Here is a 16,044-nt window from a genome sequence, read left to right as displayed (position 1 = left end):
CAACCCTGCCCGCAGGCATGTCCTGCGGGTTTTTTTGACTTCTGCTATGGCCGGCAAAAAATCCCCCGCTGCAGCGCCTGCAAAAACCGGCGCGAATAACCGCTTGCTGCCCTGGCTTGGCATCGCCGCCATCATCATCCTTTTGGATCAGATCACCAAAATCACGGTGTTCAAAACCATGAGCGAAGGCCAGGTCATTCCCATCACCTCATTTTTCAATTTGCGCTTTGTGTATAACCCCGGCGCAGCGTTTTCATTTTTAGCCAATGCCGGCGGCTGGCAGCGCTGGTTTTTCACTGTGCTGGGCGTAGTGGCGGCGATTTACATCACCTGGTTGCTGGCGCGCGCTGGCGGTCAGCGCCTGTTTTGCTGGGCCATGTCACTGATTTTGGGCGGTGCAATCGGCAATGTGATCGACCGCATCGCCTACGGCAAGGTGGTGGATTTTCTCGATTTCCACTATCAGGGCATGAGCTGGCCGGCGTTTAATCTGGCTGACTCGGCGATCTGCGTCGGCGCGGTCTTATTCATTGTGGATGAATTCCGCCGTGTGCAAAGGGAAAAAGCATGAATCTGCAAGGCAAGCGCCTGGTCTTGGGCATGAGCGGCGGCATCGCCTGCTATAAAGTGGCGGAACTGGTGCGCAGCTTGAAAAAAGCCGGCGCCAGTGTGCAAGTGGTCATGACGGATGCGGCGCAGCACTTCATCACCGCTGTCACCATGCAAGCGCTCTCGGGACAGACGGTGTATGACTCGCAATGGGATGCGCGGATAGCCAATAATATGGCGCACATCGATCTCACGCGTGATGCGGACGCGATCATCATCGCCCCCGCTTCCGCCGATTTTCTGGGCAAGCTGGCGCATGGCTTGTGCGACGATCTGCTGTCCACCTTATGCATGGCGCGCCCGGCTCACCTGCCCTTGCTGGCGGCGCCGGCGATGAATGTGGAAATGTGGCAAAACCCGGCCTTGCAAAGAAATCTGCGCCTTTTGCAAGCAGATGGCGTGCTGTTGGCAGGCCCTGACGCCGGCGCCCAGGCCTGCGGTGAGCACGGCATGGGACGCATGCTTGAGCCGCCTGATCTGCTGCAGGAAATCGAAGCGCTGTTCATGCCCAAGCTGCTGGCCGGCAAGCGCATGCTGGTCACCGCCGGGCCGACCTTTGAAGCGATTGACCCGGTGCGCGGCATCACCAATCTGTCTTCCGGCAAAATGGGCTATGCGATTGCGCGCGCGGCGCGCGCCGCCGGGGCCGAAGTGCTGCTGGTGTCCGGCCCCACCGCCTTAAGCGCGCCGTATGGGGTGCAGCGCATCAATGTGCAAAGCGCACAGCAAATGCATGATGTGACGCTCAGCCATATCGCTGCGCAGGATCTGTTTGTGGCGGTGGCGGCGGTGGCGGATTGGCGCGTGGCCAACAGCAGCGAGCAAAAGCTGAAGAAAGATGCGGCTGGCAAAACGCCGCAGCTCGAATTTGTGCAAAACCCGGATATTCTGGCCACCGTCGCCGCGCTGCCGCAAGCCCCGTATTGCGTCGGCTTTGCTGCTGAATCGGAAAATCTGCTGGAATACGGTGCGCAAAAGCGTGCGCGCAAAGGTGTCCCGCTGTTGGTGGGCAATCTGGGGCCGCAAACCTTTGGCCAGGATCATAACAGCCTGGTTTTGTTTGACGCCGATGGCCACAAAGCGATGGGGCCGGCGGATAAAAAACAATTGGCGCAAGACCTGGTGCTGGAAATCGCACAGCGCTTCAAGGCGCAGGCATGAGCACAGAGCTGCTGCTGCAGCGTGCGCAAATGGCGCATCTGGAAGCAATGCTGGATTTGCGCATGGCCTTATTTGCTGAAGGCGGCATCCTCACCGGCCAGAGCGGATATGCGCAAGTGCGGCAAGCCAATCATGCCTATTTCTCACGCCATCTGGATGATCAAAACTGCGTCAGCTGGGTGGTCACGGCACAAGATCAGGTGGTGGCGTGCGGCAGTCTGGCGCTGTTTCAACGCCCGCCCTACCCCGGCAATTTGCACGGGCGTGAAGCGTATTTACTGAATATGATGACGCTGCCGGCCTGGCGCCGCCGGGGCGCCGCGCGCATGGTTTTGCAAGCCGCGCTGGCTGAAGCGCGCTTGCGTGACTGCCCCCGCGTCTGGCTGCACGCCAGCGAAGATGGGCGCAGCCTGTATCAAGAATACGGTTTTATCCCGGTTCCAGCTTTCATGGAGGCGACGCTATAAAACCGGACTGACTTTTGTTTGCTTTGACAAGGAATCCGCAATGAAGCTTCTCCCTTTGCTGTGTGCTTTAGGCTTGAGTTGCGCCGCACTGCCGGCCAGCGCTGCTGATAAACCGGCCCCGGCTGCGGCCATGCCCAAACTGGTGCTGGTGCTGGTGGTCGATGGTTTGCCGAATGAACAAGTGATGCGCAACCGCGCGCATTTCCAGGGCGGCTTTAAAACCCTGCTGCAAAACGGCGCCAGTTTCAGCGATGCGCATCAGGCGCACGGCATCACCTTCACCGCAGTCGGACACGCCGCGATTTTATCCGGCGCCTATCCCTCGCAGCACGGCGTGATCAGCAATGGCTGGATCGACAACAAGAGCAAAAAGCCGATGTATTGCACGCAAGATACGCGCTATCAATACCTGGGGGAAGAAACCAAAGAATCGGACGGCACCTCACCGGCCAATCTGCGCGTCTCGACACTGGGCGATGAGCTGCGTTACGCCAGCGGCAATCAAGCCAAAGTCATCGCCGTCTCCGGCAAAGATCGCGGCGCGATTTTATTGGCCGGTAAAGCGGGACAGGCGTATATGTATATGGGCAAGAGCGGCAACTTCGCCAGCAGCAGCTATTACATGGCGCAACATCCGTCCTGGGTGCAAAAATATGCCGCCGCCAAACCGCAAGACCGCTTCTACGGCAAACCCTGGTGTCTGGCGCAGCCGCCGGCCAAATATGCCGCCTACAGCGGCGAAGCGCCGCAAACCAAAGCGGCCTGCCCGCATGGCGCCGGATTTGAAGAAGTGTTTGTCAGCAAGAGCGGCAAGCCGGACGCCGAATATTATGAAGAACTCAAAGGCGGGCCGTATGTCGATCAATTGACCCTGGATTTTGCGCGCGCCGCAATTGAAGGCGAGCAGCTCGGCGCCAATCCGGCCGGCGTCAGCGATCTGCTGGCCATCAGCCTGTCTTCGCATGATTACATCAATCACGAACTGGGGCCGGAGCACAAAAAATCGCATGATCATTTATTCCACCTGGATCAGCAATTAGGCCAATTTTTCCAATGGCTGGATAAGCGCATCGGGATGCAAAACATCGTGGTGGTGCTGACGGCTGACCATGGTTTTCCAAACACCCCGGAATTCGCCAAGAGTCAGCAAAAACAGGATGCGGGACGGGTTGATTCGCGCAAATTGATGGCGCTGGTGAATAAGGCGCTGCAAGAAAAATACGGGGTGGACAAATTATTTTACGGTTCCGCGCCGAATTTCACGCTTGACGCTGATCTGCTGGCCGCCAAAGGACTGTCCCGCAGTGAAGTGGAGCAATTTGTGGCGCGCCTGATTCTGCAGCAAGAAGGGGTATCCAATGTATATACCCGCAGCCAGCTGGAAAGCGGCGCGCTGCCGGCAACGCGTGAAGCGCGCTTGATGCAACGCGCCTGGCATCGTCAGGTGTCGGGCGACTTTCTGGTCAGCCTGCGCCCCTGGTGGTATTTCGGCTCCAGCAACAGCGGCACATCGCACGGCTCACCGTATGCGTATGACACCAATGTGCCGCTGTTGATCATGGGCAAACCCTGGATCAAGCCGGCGTATTACGGCCAGTACGCGGAAGTCATGGATATTGCGCCGACGCTGGCGCATTTGCTGCGCATCCGTCCCCCTGCCGCGAGCGAGGGGCGGGTTTTGCTTGAAGCGCTGCGCTGATGGCCTGCGCGCGGCAGTTCTGGGCGGTGCTGGCGTTTGGCCTGCTGTGCCAAGCGCCGGCGACAGCTCAGGAGGCGGCGCGCATTGCCTTGCGCGCAGCACTTGAGAGCGCCTGGCGCCACGCGCCGCAAGCGCAATTACTGCAAGCCAGACAAGACGAGGCGGTATTCGCGCAAAATCTGGCGCAAAGCCAGCTGGCCGATGCCGCACGCCTGGAGCTGGGACATAACCGCAGCCTGAATCCAAGCGCTGACGGGGCGCGTCTGCGTGAAACAGAAATCGCCTTGTCTGCGCCGCTTTGGCTGCCGGCGCAACAACAGGCGCGCCAGCATTTGGCGGGCCACGAAGCCGGGTATGCGCAGGCGCAATTGCACGCGCTGCGCTTGCAGCTGGCCGGTGAATTGCGCGACAGTCTGTGGGCGCTGGCGGCTGCCCAGGCCGCCCTGGAAGAAACACAAGACCATGTGCAACATGTGGAGCAATTGCGCCAGCAAGCCGCGCAAAGTGTGCAAGCCGGCGCACTGGCGCGCGCCGAACTCTTGCTGGCGCAACAGGAAGTCTTGCGCGCGCACACTGACTTGCATGCAGCGCAAACAGCGCTTTCGGAAAAGCGCAAGCATTGGCAATTGCTCAGCGGACAAAGCGCGCCCCCGGAATCCAGCCCTGAACCTGTGCCGCCCGCCTATTTACAGGCGCCGTCAGACAGCGCGCTCGCACAGCACCCGCTGCTGGCGGCGGCGCGCCAGGCGCAAGCAGTCGCCAGCGCCGCCCTGAAGACGCAACACGCTTTGCGTTACGCACCGCCCACGCTGGGCATGCGCCTCAAACGTGAACAGGAAGGGCGCGGCGCGGCCAGCCACAGTCTGGCCCTGTCTGTGCAAATTCCACTCGGCGCCAATCCACAAAACCAGCTGGCGCAGGCCGCTGCCAACAGCCGGCTGCAAGGCGCCCATATCGCCTTGACGCAGCAGGAAATGCAAATCAAAGCCGACATCAGCGTGGCGCAAACGCGTTTGCAGCAAGCGCAGGCCGGCTTGCAAGCCGCGCAACAACGCAGCACACTGAGCCGGGAATATGTGGTATTGATGGAAAAAGCGTTCCGGCTGGGCGAACGCGGGCTGGCCGAGCGGCTGCGCGCGCAAACGCTGCAACACGAAGCGCAAGCCGCACTGGCGCAAGCGCACATCGCCTTGGGCTTGGCGCAAGCGCGAATCCATCAGGCTTGGGGGAATTTGCCATGAGATGCAAATTGGGAATCGGCTTGGCGTTGGCGCTCAACGCTGCCTTGCATACGCCAGCGCTGGCCGGGCCGGGCGCACATGGCCCGAATGGCGAGCATCTGGACCCGCCGGCGCACAGCGCAAGCACAAGCCAGGCCGCGCCGCGTTTGGAAACATTCAGCGAGGCCTATGAATTAACCGCCCGCTTGCAACACGATGCCTTCTCCATCTGGATCGACCGCTATGACAGCAATGCGCCGGTGTTGCAAGCCAAGCTTGAGGTTGAATTCAACGGGCGCAAACTGCAGGCCGCATTGCAAGCCGCGCACGGCGATTACCTCATCAAGGACGCGCAATTCTTGCAAGCTTTGGCCAAACCCGGCAAACACGCGCTCTTGTTCACCTTGGAAAATGGTGAAGACAGCGATTTGCTTGAAGGCGTGCTGGAAGTCAATGCGCCCCAATCCGCACCAGCCTCTGGCGCGCCCGGCCTGAATTGGCGCAGCGCCGGAGTTGCCGCTGCGCTGCTCTCAGCAGGCGGGGCCATGCTGGCTGCGCGCGCCTGGCGCCGCCGCCGCGCGGGAGCATAATATGCGCGCCCTCACCTGTCTGATGCTGTGTCTGGGCTTAGCCGCGCATAGCGCCATAGCCGGGCCTGGCGCACATGGCCCGAATGGCGAACACCTCGACGCGGGGCCTGCCAACACCACACCGGATAGCATCCAGCGCCTGCCCGATGGCAGTGTGTTTATCCCGAAAGCGGCACAGCGCCGGCTGGCCATCCGCACCTTGCCGGCGCGCGCAGGCGAATACGCACAAACCGTGAGCTTGAATGGGCGGGTGCAAGCCGATCCGGGCGCCGCAGGACGCGTGCAAGCGCCTTTTGCCGGGCGCATTGAAGCCGGACCACAGGGATTGCCACTGCCTGGCGCCAAGGTCGAAAAAAATCAAATTCTGGCCTATCTGACGCCGCAATATTCTGCGCAAGAAATGGCGAATCAAACGGCGCAATTGGCTGAATTGCGCGCCATGCGCAAACTGGCGGCGCAAAAACTTGCGCGCTTGCACATGTTGGAAGGCGTGGTGGCGCAAAAGGAAGTCGATGCCGCCAGCGCAGAACTCGCCAGTCTGCAAGCGCGCGAACAGGCAGTTGCCGCCAGCAGGGAAAAACTGGCGCTGCGCGCGCCCGTGGCCGGTCTCATCGCGCATCAAGAAGTGCGCCTTGGCCAATTGGTGGAGGGGCGCGAGGTATTGTTTGAAATCATGGACCCGGCGCGCCTGATGGTGCTGGCGCACAGCAGCGACGCCAGTCTGCGCACACGCATCGCCAGCGCCAGCGTGGCCGGCATGCCGCAAGTGCAATTACATTTGCGCGGGGCCGGGGCCGGCATGCGCGACGGCGTGTTACCTCTATATTTTCAGTTGGACAGCAAAGGCGCCGCCCTGGCCCTGGCGCAACCGCTGACCGTCTTGGCCCAGCTCAAAGAAAAGACGCCCGGCATTGCGCTGCCCTCGCAAGCCCTGGTGCGCAACAGCGCGAATGAAAATGTGGTCTGGATCAAAGCCGGGGCCGAGCGCTTTATCGCCATGCCGGTTAGCGCGCGCGCATTGGACGCCAACACCGTGCTGATCAGCAAAGGCTTGTCGCCGGAAAACCGGGTGGTGAGTGAAGGCGCGTCCCTGATCAATCAAATCAAATAAGGCGCAGCATGTTTAACTGGATTGTCGCCATCAGCTTGCGCAACCGGCTGTTTGTGCTGGCCGCTGCCCTGATGATGATGGTGTATGGCGCCATCATCGCCCAGCGCACCCCGCTGGATGTGTTTCCGGATTTGAATAAGCCGGTGGTGACCGTCTTGACTGAGGCCGGCGGCATGGCGCCGGAAGAAGTCGAAACCCTGGTTTCCTTTCCGATTGAGACTGCCTTGAATGGCATGCCTGGCGTCTCGCGCGTGCGCTCCACCTCCAGCGCCGGCTTATCGATTGTATACGCCGAATTTGAATGGAACACCGAGATCTATCGCAACCGGCAAATGGTGGCCGAGCGCTTGAATGTGCTGCGTGAGCAATTGCCCGCCGGCGTCAGTCCGGTGATGGGGCCAGTCTCCTCCATCATGGGCGAAATCATGTTGATCGGCTTGCCGCTTGAGCCGGCCAAAGGGATGCCGATGCAAGCGCGCGAGTATGCCGATTTTGTCTTGCGCCCGCGCCTGCTGTCGATTCCCGGCGTCTCGCAAGTGATCCCGATTGGCGGTGAAGTGCGGCAGATACGGATTGAGCCGGATCTGGCGCGCATGGCGCAATTCGGCGTCTCACTGGCGCAAATAGAGAGCGCTTTGCGCGGCTTTGCCGGCAACGCCAGCGGCGGCTTTATTGATTTGAACGGACGTGAATATTTGATCCGCCATTTAGGCCGCAGCAATCGGCTGGAAGATGTGCAAGGTTTGCCGCTGGGGCTGCGCGATGGCCTGCCGCTATTGCTGGAACAGGTGGCTGCCGTGCGCTGGGCGGCGGCGCAAAAACGCGGCGACGCCGGCTTAAACGGCAAGCCTGCGGTGATTGTCAGCGTGCAAAAACAGCCGGCGGCGGATACCTTGCAACTCACGCGCCAGATTGAAGCCGCGCTGCAGGATATGAAACCCGGCCTGCCGGCGGGAATGGCGGCTCCGGAAGTCTTATTCCGCCAGGCTGATTTCATTCAAGCCTCGATTGATAATGTGACGCAAGCCCTGCGCGATGGCGCGATTCTGGTGGCCATCGTCTTGTTCGCGTTTTTGCTGAATTGGCGCAGCACGGCGATTTCGCTGATTGCCATTCCGCTATCGCTGGCGGTGGCGGCGCTGGCTTTTCATGCATTCGGCCAATCCATCAATGTGATGACACTGGGCGGCTTGGCGATTGCGATTGGCGAGTTGGTGGATGATGCGGTGGTGGATGTGGAAAATATTCTGCGCCGCTTAAAGCAGCGAACGCCAGACGGCCCGCCGCTATTGCAAGTGATTTGGCGCGCCTCGGTCGAAGTGCGTTCCGGCATCGTGTATGCCACCGCGATTGTGGTCTTGGTGTTTGTGCCCCTGTTTGCGCTGCCGGGCATCGAAGGCCGCCTGTTCGCCCCGCTCGGGATTGCCTATATTGTCTCGATTCTGGCCTCGATGCTGGTGTCGATGACGCTCACACCGGTGCTCGCCTATTATCTGCTGCCGCGCATGCCGCAACTGGCGCATGGCGACAGCCCGCTGGTGCGGCGCTTGAAAGCCTGGGACCAGGCGCTCTTGGTATGGTCATTCCCGCGCGCGAACCGTATTCTGGCGGCGGCCGGCCTGCTGTGTCTGCTGTGTCTGGCCAGCACGCCGTTTTTCGCGCGCAGCTTCCTGCCGGCATTTAATGAAGGTTCGCTGGTGATGTCGCTCATGCTCAATCCCGGCGCCTCGCTGGAAGAAGCCAACCGCATCGGGGCCTTGGCGGAAACACTGATCAAGCAAACGCCGGAAGTGCGCAAAGTTGGCCGCCGCAGCGGACGCGCCGAGCTGGATGAACATGCGGAAGGGGTGCATTCCTCTGAAATTGATATTGACTTAAAACCCTCAGACCGAAAGCGCGAAGAAGTGCTGGCCGAAATCCGCCGCAATTTGTCGGTACTGCCTGCCGCCATCGCAATCGGCCAGCCGATTTCCCACCGCCTCGATCATTTACTTTCCGGGGTGCGCGCGCAAATCGCACTCAAAGTGTATGGCGATGACACCGACACCCTGCGCACGCTGGCGGAAAATTTGCGCAGCCGCATTGCCCCCACGCCCGGCCTGGTGGATTTGACGGTCGAGCGCCAGGTCTTGATTCCACAAATCAAAGTGCGCCTGGATTACCGCAAAGCGGCGCAATATGGCATCGCCCCGGGCGAAGCCTTGCAAGTCTTGCAAAGCTTGACTGAGGGCGAACGGGTAGCGCAGGTGGTGGATGGCGCGCGCCGCTTTGAGTTGGTGCTGCGGCTGCCCGAATCACAACGCCGGCCACTGGATTTAGCACAGGTTTTGCTGGATACGCCAGCCGGCAAGATTCCACTCTCGCATCTGGCCAGTGTGGAAGAAGCCGATGGGCCGAATCAGATCGGACGCGAAAACGGCCGCCGCCGCATCATTGTGTACGCCAACACCGCCGGCGCGGATATGGCGCGCGTAATCGCCGACATCCGCCGCGAAGTCGCCAAACAAGCCTTGCCGGCGGGCTATTTCATCAGCATCGAGGGCCAATTCCAAGCCCAGGAACAAGCCATGCGTTTAATCGCCCTGCTCGCCCTGCTCTCGCTGCTGCTGATTTTCCTGGTGTTATATACGCGCTACCGCTCTGCCATGCTGGCGGCGGTGATCATGGGGAATATTCCCCTGGCCATGGTGGGCGGCATCATCGCGCTGTGGCTGTCCGGCCAGCCTTTGTCAGTGGCCTCCCTGGTCGGCTTTGTCACGCTGTCCGGCATCGCCACCCGGAATGGCATTTTGAAAATCAGCCATTACATCAATTTATGCAAATTTGAAGGCGAGCAATTCAGCCAGGCCATGATTGTGCGCGGTTCGCTGGAGCGCTTAACCCCGGTCTTGATGACTGCGCTGGTGGCCGCGTTTGCCTTGACGCCCTTGCTGCTGGCGGCAGATGCGCCGGGCAAAGAAATCCTGCATCCGGTGGCGGTGGTGATTTTCGGCGGTTTGATCAGCTCAACCCTGCTTGACAGTTTGCTGACGCCGTTGATGTTTTGGAAGGTCGGCGCCAAACCCTTGCAAGCGCTGTGCACAGCGCAAGACAATGAAGCGTTTTAGCCATGGGGCCAAGGCGACGCCCTGTTCCAAGTCGCCGCAGGATGGAGAATTGAAATGAAACAGTGGATTGCCCGCGCCATCATATTGGCCGCTTGCAGCACCCAGGCGGCGTTCGCCCATGAAGCCGAAGCGCGCCATGGCGGCATTGTGCGCAGTGTGGATGATGTGCAATACGAGCTGGTCAGCCGTGACAATAAGACCGTGATTTATGTGGACGACCACGACAAACCGGTCGCCACCGCCGGCGCCAGCGGTAAGCTGACAGTGTTAAACGGCGCCAAAAAAGAAGAATTCGTTCTTAAACCCGCCGCCGAAAACCAATTGCAAGTCGAAGGCGCCGCGCAGCTGAAAGCCGGAGCCAAGGCTGTCGCGGCAATCACCTTTGCAGATAAGAAAAAGGTGCAGGTGCGTTTTGTGGTGAAGTAAGCCGCGATTTGCATAGCGCCCTGCCGCCCTTGCTTGCGGCAAGGCGCATGCCATAGCGCTGCGCTTTTGCCAAGGAAGCCGGCCTTGCCTGCCGCTCAAGTCTGCGCAGGCGTCCGTTCAGACCGCTCAAGGAGGCAAACAGATGCGTGGAGACAAACGTCCCGGCCCAGGCAAAGCTGGCGTCGTCGCCAGACTTTTACTGGCCTATCTGCTGGCAGGCGCCGTGCTGATGCTCTATCTTCAATGGCCGCATTTGAACGGCCACGCCCATCTGCCATTTTCCACCTTCCCGTCCAATCTGCTCTGGGCCGCCCTGGCCCCGCTGATGATCGCCAGCGAATTTTCCGCACGCTTGCAAGATGGCGTCATCAGTTTGCTGCTGTTTGGCGCGGCTTTTGCGGGGTTTGCCCGGGTGTTGTTGCGGACAGGAAACTGAGATATTCACGCATTTTAGCGTCCAGGAATAACAAAGGAATTTCCACGAGGGATAAGCAATATGAGCCGCAGACGTTCAAATACCTTGAAACAAGTCCAGAACAGATACGTAAGAGGCTGAATAGTCACAATCCAAGCAGTGAACAACCCGGTCATGACTCAAGTATCATGCCTATCCAGCATCGCCCGCGCAATCGTGCCCGCATCCACATACTCCAGCTCGCCTCCCACCGGCACGCCGCGCGCCAGGCGGCTGACTTTTAAGCCGCGTGACTTCAGCATTTGCGCGATGTAGTAAGCGGTGGCTTCGCCTTCATTGGTGAAATTGGTGGCCAACACCACTTCGCGCACCAGGCCATCCAAGGCGCGGCTGATCAGGCGTTCAAGTTGAATGTCTTTCGGCCCAATGCCATCCAGCGGCGAGAGCCGGCCCATCAAGACAAAATAGCGCCCTTTATAAGTCAGGGTCTGCTCAATCATCCATTGGTCTGCCGGACTTTCCACCACGCATAACAAACCGGGGTCGCGGCTGTCATCGGCGCAGGTGTCGCAAATTTCGGTTTCGGTAAAGGTGTTGCACAAGCGGCAGTATTGCACGCGCGCCAATGCGTCTTGCAGGGCTTGCGCCAATTGAGCTGCCGTGTCGCGCTCGTGGCGCAGCAAATGAAAGGCGATGCGCTGCGCCGACTTCGGGCCGATGCCCGGCAGGCGGCGCAGCGCTTCGCTCAGCGCATCCAGCGCGGTTGCGGTTTTCACCGATCAATCAGAACGGCATCTTGAAGCCTGGCGGCAAGGGCATGCCGGCGGTCAGGCCGCTCATTTTTTCTTCTGCGGTTTGCGCGGCGCGGCGCACGGCGTCATTGAAAGCCGCCGCCACCAGATCTTCCAGCATGTCTTTGTCATCGGCCAACAGGCTGGGGTCGATGGTGACGCGGCGCACTTCGTTTTTGCAAGTCATGATGACTTTCACCATGCCGGCGCCGGACACGCCTTCAACTTCAATTTGCGCCAGTTGATCTTGCGCACGCTTCATGTTTTCCTGCATGGCTTGCGCTTGTTTCATCAAGCCAGCGAGTTGATTTTTCATCATTGCTTCTCTCCAAATAAAACGGGATTTCTCAAGCCGCCAGCGCTTGCGGCTCCGGGTCGATGGGGTGCACCGAATCCGGAGTGATGAAAGCGCCAAAATCGGCTTGCAATTGTTTGACAAAAGGATCGTTTTGCACTTCCGCCTCGGCTTCACGCTGACGCGCCGCGCGCGCCAGCTCAGCGCGCACATGGGCGGTATGCCACACCCGCGTCACTTCCGTGATTTGCAGGCGCACCGGGCGCGCAAAACGTTGCGTCAAGACCTGGGCGATTTTGTCCAAATAGGGTTCTTCGCTATGGGTGGTGGTGATGCAGCGCAATTCAAACAGCAGGGTATTGCCGTCAAAGCGCGCTTGCGCCAATTCCATATTATTCGCCGCCTCCTGGGCAAACCCTGAGAGCTGCAATGAAGCGGCCAGGGCTGGCCAATCGCCATCCCAATCCAAACCGGGCAAGGGCTGCGCCTCATAAGGCGGGATTGGTTCTTGCGGCAGAGCCGGCGCGGCCTTGTTCTGCGCCTGCTGGCCGGAAACAGCGGACGGCGGCGCAGATGCCGGCGCCGCGTCAACATCAAGCGCAAATTCCGGCGCCTGCTGACTGGCGAAAAATTGCTCATCCTGCCAATTGCCTTCATCCACCCAGGGCGGCACATCGTCGGCTTTGCGGCTGGCTTCTGCTTTGGGCGCGCTTTGCGGCGCGGCTTGCGGCGCGCGCGGCGCAGGAGTGACGCGCACTGCAGCCTGCTCGGCTGCAACAGGCGCTGGCGCCGGGGTTGGCGCCGGCGCCGGCGCCGGAACGGGCGCAGCGGCGCGGCTTGGCGCTGGCGAGGCATGTTTACCGAGCGCTGCCTGCAGTGCTAAGCGGGCCGGACTGAGCTTTTGTCCATTTGCCGCAGCACTCTGCGCGGCGGGCGCGGCTGCGCTGTGCTGCGGCGCGGCGGCGGGCGCTGCATTCACAGCCGGCGCTGCCATGCTGCTGGCCGGAGCCGGCGCGGCTTGATTCGCCGCCGCCTGTGCGGGACGGGTTAACGCTGGCGCTGGCGCTGGCGGGGTCGGCGCATGCTGCCCGCCGCCGCCACCGCCGCCGCGATTGCCCGGCGCAAACGCCAGCATGCGCAGCAGCGTCATCGCAAAACCGGCGTATTCATCCGGGGCCAAGCCCAGTTCATTGCGGCCCAAAATCGCGATCTGGTAATACAGTTGCACGTCTTCGGCGTCAAATACGCCGGCTAAACGCATGACTTCTTCGCGCTCGGGGATATCTTCGGGCAAGGCTTGCGGCACAATCTGCGCTAACGCCAATTGATGCAACAGGGTGGCCAAGTCTTGCAGCGCGGTATTGTAAGAGAGGCTGCGCGCGGCCATCTCATCGGCCACCGCCAGCATGGCCGGGCCATCCTCGCGCGCCAAGGCATCGAGCAGGCGTAACAGAAAACTTTGATCCAGCGCGCCCAACATACCTTGCACCGCATCCAGCGTCACTTTGCCGGCGGCATAAGCAATCGCCTGATCAGTCAGGGAGAGCGCATCGCGCATGGAGCCGTGCGCGCCTTGCGCCAGCAAGCGCAACGCAGGGGTCTCGAACTCGACCTGCTCGGTCTGCAAGAGATTTTGCAAATGGCCCACGATGTGGCCAGGCGGCATTTGCTTGAGATTGAATTGCAGACAGCGCGACAAGACCGTGACCGGGATTTTTTGCGGATCGGTGGTGGCCAGAATGAATTTGATATGCGGCGGCGGCTCTTCCAGGGTTTTCAACATGGCGTTGAAAGCGGTATTGGTGAGCATGTGCACTTCGTCGATCATATAGACTTTGAAGCGCGCATTGGAAGGCGCGTAAATCGCCTGCTCCAGCAATTGCGCCATTTCATCCACGCCGCGATTGGAGGCCGCGTCCATTTCGATGTAATCAACAAAGCGGCCGGCGTCAATCGCGCTGCAGACTTCGCATTGGCCGCATGGTTCTGCGGTAATGCCGCCCTGCCCGTCCGGGCCGATGCAGTTAAAGCATTTGGCCAGAATACGCGAGAGTGTGGTCTTGCCCACCCCGCGTGTGCCGGTAAACAGATAGGCGTGGTGCAGGCGTTGCGTGGCCAGCGCATGGCTGAGCGCGCGCACCACGTGCTCCTGGCCAACCAGGGTCGCGAAGTTTTTCGGACGATATTTGCGGGCGAGTACTTGATAGGACATGGTGCGAGATTGTACAGCATGGAATGCTGAAAAACTTGCGGCGCGCGCGTTTGATGCATGCCGCAGGCAAGCGCAGACGCAAGGCGTGAACATCAAACCAAAAAGGATGGGCGCAGGCGCAAAGCCGGACGGAAAAGCGACCGGTGGCACAGGAGGGCAGAACAGGAATATAAAAACAGAAATGCAGACTGCTATGAAGACTGTATGCGCACAGCATGCGCATACAAAAAAAATAAGGAGGCGAGCCTGATCTGCGGCACTTGCAGTAAACGGCTGTGGCTGCTTCGTTCCCGACCTGACCAGGTTCACCGCCCCACAATGCGCAGGGGCCCGCCAGCGCGCATTATAACCGCTTTTTGCGGCGCCACGCCAAAATCCGGCGTATTTCCATGCCGCAACTATAAACCCAGTTCCTGCCACAGCTGATCAACGCGGGTTTTGACCGCCTGATCCATGGTAATTACCCTGCCCCATTCTCGATTGGTTTCGCCCGGCCATTTATTGGTGGCGTCCAAGCCCATTTTGCTGCCCAGACCTGAAACCGGCGAAGCGAAGTCCAGATAATCAATCGGCGTGCTATCCACCATCACGGTGTCGCGCAGCGGATCGACGCGCGTGGTAATCGCCCAGATCACCTCCTGCCAGTCGCGGATATTCACATCCTCATCCACCACCACAATGAATTTGGTGTACATGAATTGTCGCAAAAAGCTCCACACCCCGAACATCACGCGCTTGGCGTGGCCGGCATAGGCTTTTTTCATCTGCACAATCGCCATGCGATAGCTGCATCCTTCCGGCGGCAGATAGAAATCCGTGATTTCTGAGAATTGTTTTTGCAACAGCGGCACAAACACTTCATTTAAGGCCAGCCCCAGCACCGCCGGCTCATCCGGCGGCTTGCCGGTGTAAGTCGAGTGGTAAATCGGGTCACGCCGCATGGTGATGCGGTCGATGGTAAACACCGGAAACCAGTCCTGTTCATTGTAGTAGCCGGTATGGTCGCCATACGGGCCTTCCAGCGCGTGTTGAAATCCGCTGGGATGGGCAGGGTCCGGGTAAATATGCCCTTCCAGAATAATTTCCGCTGAAGCCGGCACTTGCAAGGCGCTGCCGATGGCTTGCGTCAAGCGGGTGCGCGAACCGCGCAGGAGTCCGGCGAATTGATATTCCGACAGGCTGTCCGGCACCGGCGTGACGGCGCCCAAAATGGTGGCCGGATCTGCGCCCAGCGCAACTGCAACGGGATAGGGTTGCCCCGGATTTTTCAAGGCATGTTCGCGGAAATCGAGTGCGCCGCCACGGTGCGCCAGCCAGCGCATAATCACTTGATTGCGCGCAATCACCTGCTGGCGGTAAATCCCCAGATTCTGCCGCTTTTTATTCGGCCCGCGCGTAATCACCAGGCCCCAGGTGATCAAGGGTGCGGCGTCGCCCGGCCAGCAATATTGAATCGGCAATCCGGCCAAATCGACTTGCTCACCTTCCCACACAATTTCCTGACATGGCGCGCCACGCTCCAGTTTTGGCGCCATATCCCATACCGCCTTGACCAATTGGCCCAAGCCCAGCACATCTTTAAAGCCTTTGGGCGGTTCCGGTTCTTTCAGGCTGGCCAGCACATGGCCGATACGGCGCAATTCAGTCAGATCCTGCGCCCCCATGCCCATGGCCACGCGGCGGGTTGTGCCAAATAAATTTCCCAGCACCGGCATGCTGTGGCCGCTGGGCTTTTCAAATAACAGGGCCGGGCCGCCGGCGCGCAAGGTGCGGTCGCACAGCTCAGTCATCTCCAAATGCGGGGAAACCGGGATAGCCACGCGCTTGAGTTCGCCGATTTCTTGCAAGCGGGCAATAAAATCTCGCAAATCTGTATATTTCATGTGTTTATTGGTTACCTTGAGTCCGAACTCTATTGTTCAAGACATTTTTCCAAGTGCT

The 16,044-nt window shown here is 59.9% G+C and carries 14 protein-coding genes and 1 other RNA gene; 10 read left to right on the top strand and 5 right to left on the bottom strand.

The window, feature by feature from the left end:
* Positions 1-46: 46 nt before the first annotated feature.
* From lspA to V8J88_RS07995, 10 genes are all read left to right on the top strand, one after another.
* A complete protein-coding gene (gene lspA / locus V8J88_RS08040; RefSeq protein ID WP_338848878.1) occupies positions 47-571 on the top strand; it encodes a signal peptidase II in 525 nt (174 codons plus the stop codon).
* On the top strand, positions 568-1,770 hold the full coding sequence (gene coaBC / locus V8J88_RS08035; protein ID WP_338848877.1) for a bifunctional phosphopantothenoylcysteine decarboxylase/phosphopantothenate--cysteine ligase CoaBC: 1,203 nt from the start codon (positions 568-570) through the stop codon (positions 1,768-1,770). Before lspA ends, coaBC begins: the two co-directional genes overlap by 4 nt.
* On the top strand, positions 1,767-2,237 hold the full coding sequence (locus V8J88_RS08030) for a GNAT family N-acetyltransferase (protein WP_338848876.1): 471 nt from the start codon (positions 1,767-1,769) through the stop codon (positions 2,235-2,237). The genes coaBC and V8J88_RS08030 overlap by 4 nt, the downstream gene beginning before the upstream one ends.
* A 40-nt stretch (positions 2,238-2,277) precedes the next feature.
* On the top strand, positions 2,278-3,936 hold the full coding sequence (locus V8J88_RS08025) for an alkaline phosphatase family protein (RefSeq protein WP_338848875.1): 1,659 nt from the start codon (positions 2,278-2,280) through the stop codon (positions 3,934-3,936).
* A complete protein-coding gene (locus V8J88_RS08020; RefSeq protein WP_338848874.1) occupies positions 3,936-5,177 on the top strand; it encodes a TolC family protein in 1,242 nt (413 codons plus the stop codon). Before V8J88_RS08025 ends, V8J88_RS08020 begins: the two co-directional genes overlap by 1 nt.
* A complete protein-coding gene (locus V8J88_RS08015; protein ID WP_338848873.1) occupies positions 5,174-5,746 on the top strand; it encodes a hypothetical protein in 573 nt (190 codons plus the stop codon). The genes V8J88_RS08020 and V8J88_RS08015 overlap by 4 nt, the downstream gene beginning before the upstream one ends.
* A gap of 1 nt (position 5,747) precedes the next feature.
* Complete coding sequence (locus V8J88_RS08010) at positions 5,748-6,857, top strand: efflux RND transporter periplasmic adaptor subunit (protein ID WP_338848871.1); 1,110 nt, start codon at positions 5,748-5,750, stop codon at positions 6,855-6,857.
* 8 nt (positions 6,858-6,865) lie between these two features.
* Complete coding sequence (locus tag V8J88_RS08005; protein WP_338848870.1) at positions 6,866-9,964, top strand: efflux RND transporter permease subunit; 3,099 nt, start codon at positions 6,866-6,868, stop codon at positions 9,962-9,964.
* 54 nt (positions 9,965-10,018) lie between these two features.
* The gene (locus V8J88_RS08000) at positions 10,019-10,390 is read left to right on the top strand and encodes a hypothetical protein (RefSeq protein ID WP_338848869.1); all 372 of its coding nucleotides are present in this window, start codon (positions 10,019-10,021) and stop codon (positions 10,388-10,390) included.
* Between the two features lie 142 nt (positions 10,391-10,532).
* Positions 10,533-10,826, top strand: a complete 294-nt coding sequence (locus tag V8J88_RS07995) for a hypothetical protein (RefSeq protein WP_338848868.1) — start codon at positions 10,533-10,535, stop codon at positions 10,824-10,826.
* A 158-nt stretch (positions 10,827-10,984) separates the two neighbouring features.
* On the opposite strand, the gene recR is transcribed toward V8J88_RS07995, so the two are convergent.
* The 5 genes from recR to ubiD form a co-directional block, all read right to left on the bottom strand.
* Positions 10,985-11,581 (bottom strand): recombination mediator RecR, encoded by a 597-nt coding sequence (recR, locus tag V8J88_RS07990; protein WP_338848866.1) that lies wholly within the window; start codon positions 11,579-11,581, stop codon positions 10,985-10,987.
* A 7-nt stretch (positions 11,582-11,588) separates the two neighbouring features.
* A complete protein-coding gene (locus V8J88_RS07985; protein WP_338848864.1) occupies positions 11,589-11,915 on the bottom strand; it encodes a YbaB/EbfC family nucleoid-associated protein in 327 nt (108 codons plus the stop codon).
* Between the two features lie 28 nt (positions 11,916-11,943).
* Positions 11,944-14,103, bottom strand: coding sequence for a DNA polymerase III subunit gamma/tau (locus tag V8J88_RS07980; RefSeq protein ID WP_338848863.1), 2,160 nt, complete (start codon positions 14,101-14,103; stop codon positions 11,944-11,946).
* A 236-nt stretch (positions 14,104-14,339) separates the two neighbouring features.
* Positions 14,340-14,438, bottom strand: an RNA gene (gene ffs, locus V8J88_RS07975) — signal recognition particle sRNA small type.
* Between the two features lie 63 nt (positions 14,439-14,501).
* Positions 14,502-15,986 carry a 4-hydroxy-3-polyprenylbenzoate decarboxylase gene (gene ubiD / locus V8J88_RS07970; protein WP_338848861.1) on the bottom strand — a complete coding sequence of 495 codons (1,485 nt, stop codon included), beginning with the start codon at positions 15,984-15,986 and terminating at the stop codon, positions 14,502-14,504.
* Positions 15,987-16,044: the final 58 nt, after the last annotated feature.

Source organism: Massilia sp. W12, from assembly GCF_037300705.1.
Taxonomy (GTDB): Bacteria; Pseudomonadota; Gammaproteobacteria; order Burkholderiales; family Burkholderiaceae_D; genus JACPVY01.
This window is presented reverse-complemented; position numbering and strand designations above follow the sequence as displayed.

Bases quoted from the DNA above. Each gene is read 5' to 3' on its own strand.
- lspA (WP_338848878.1), top strand. From the start codon at position 47: ATGGCCGGCAAAAAATCCCCCGCTGCAGCGCCTGCAAAAACCGGCGCG.
- coaBC (WP_338848877.1), top strand. From the start codon at position 568: ATGAATCTGCAAGGCAAGCGCCTGGTCTTGGGCATGAGCGGCGGCATC.
- V8J88_RS08030 (WP_338848876.1), top strand. From the start codon at position 1,767: ATGAGCACAGAGCTGCTGCTGCAGCGTGCGCAAATGGCGCATCTGGAA.
- V8J88_RS08025 (WP_338848875.1), top strand. From the start codon at position 2,278: ATGAAGCTTCTCCCTTTGCTGTGTGCTTTAGGCTTGAGTTGCGCCGCA.
- V8J88_RS08020 (WP_338848874.1), top strand. From the start codon at position 3,936: ATGGCCTGCGCGCGGCAGTTCTGGGCGGTGCTGGCGTTTGGCCTGCTG.
- V8J88_RS08015 (WP_338848873.1), top strand. From the start codon at position 5,174: ATGAGATGCAAATTGGGAATCGGCTTGGCGTTGGCGCTCAACGCTGCC.
- V8J88_RS08010 (WP_338848871.1), top strand. From the start codon at position 5,748: ATGCGCGCCCTCACCTGTCTGATGCTGTGTCTGGGCTTAGCCGCGCAT.
- V8J88_RS08005 (WP_338848870.1), top strand. From the start codon at position 6,866: ATGTTTAACTGGATTGTCGCCATCAGCTTGCGCAACCGGCTGTTTGTG.
- V8J88_RS08000 (WP_338848869.1), top strand. From the start codon at position 10,019: ATGAAACAGTGGATTGCCCGCGCCATCATATTGGCCGCTTGCAGCACC.
- V8J88_RS07995 (WP_338848868.1), top strand. From the start codon at position 10,533: ATGCGTGGAGACAAACGTCCCGGCCCAGGCAAAGCTGGCGTCGTCGCC.
- V8J88_RS07985 (WP_338848864.1), bottom strand. From the start codon at position 11,915: ATGATGAAAAATCAACTCGCTGGCTTGATGAAACAAGCGCAAGCCATG.
- V8J88_RS07980 (WP_338848863.1), bottom strand. From the start codon at position 14,103: ATGTCCTATCAAGTACTCGCCCGCAAATATCGTCCGAAAAACTTCGCG.
- ubiD (WP_338848861.1), bottom strand. From the start codon at position 15,986: ATGAAATATACAGATTTGCGAGATTTTATTGCCCGCTTGCAAGAAATC.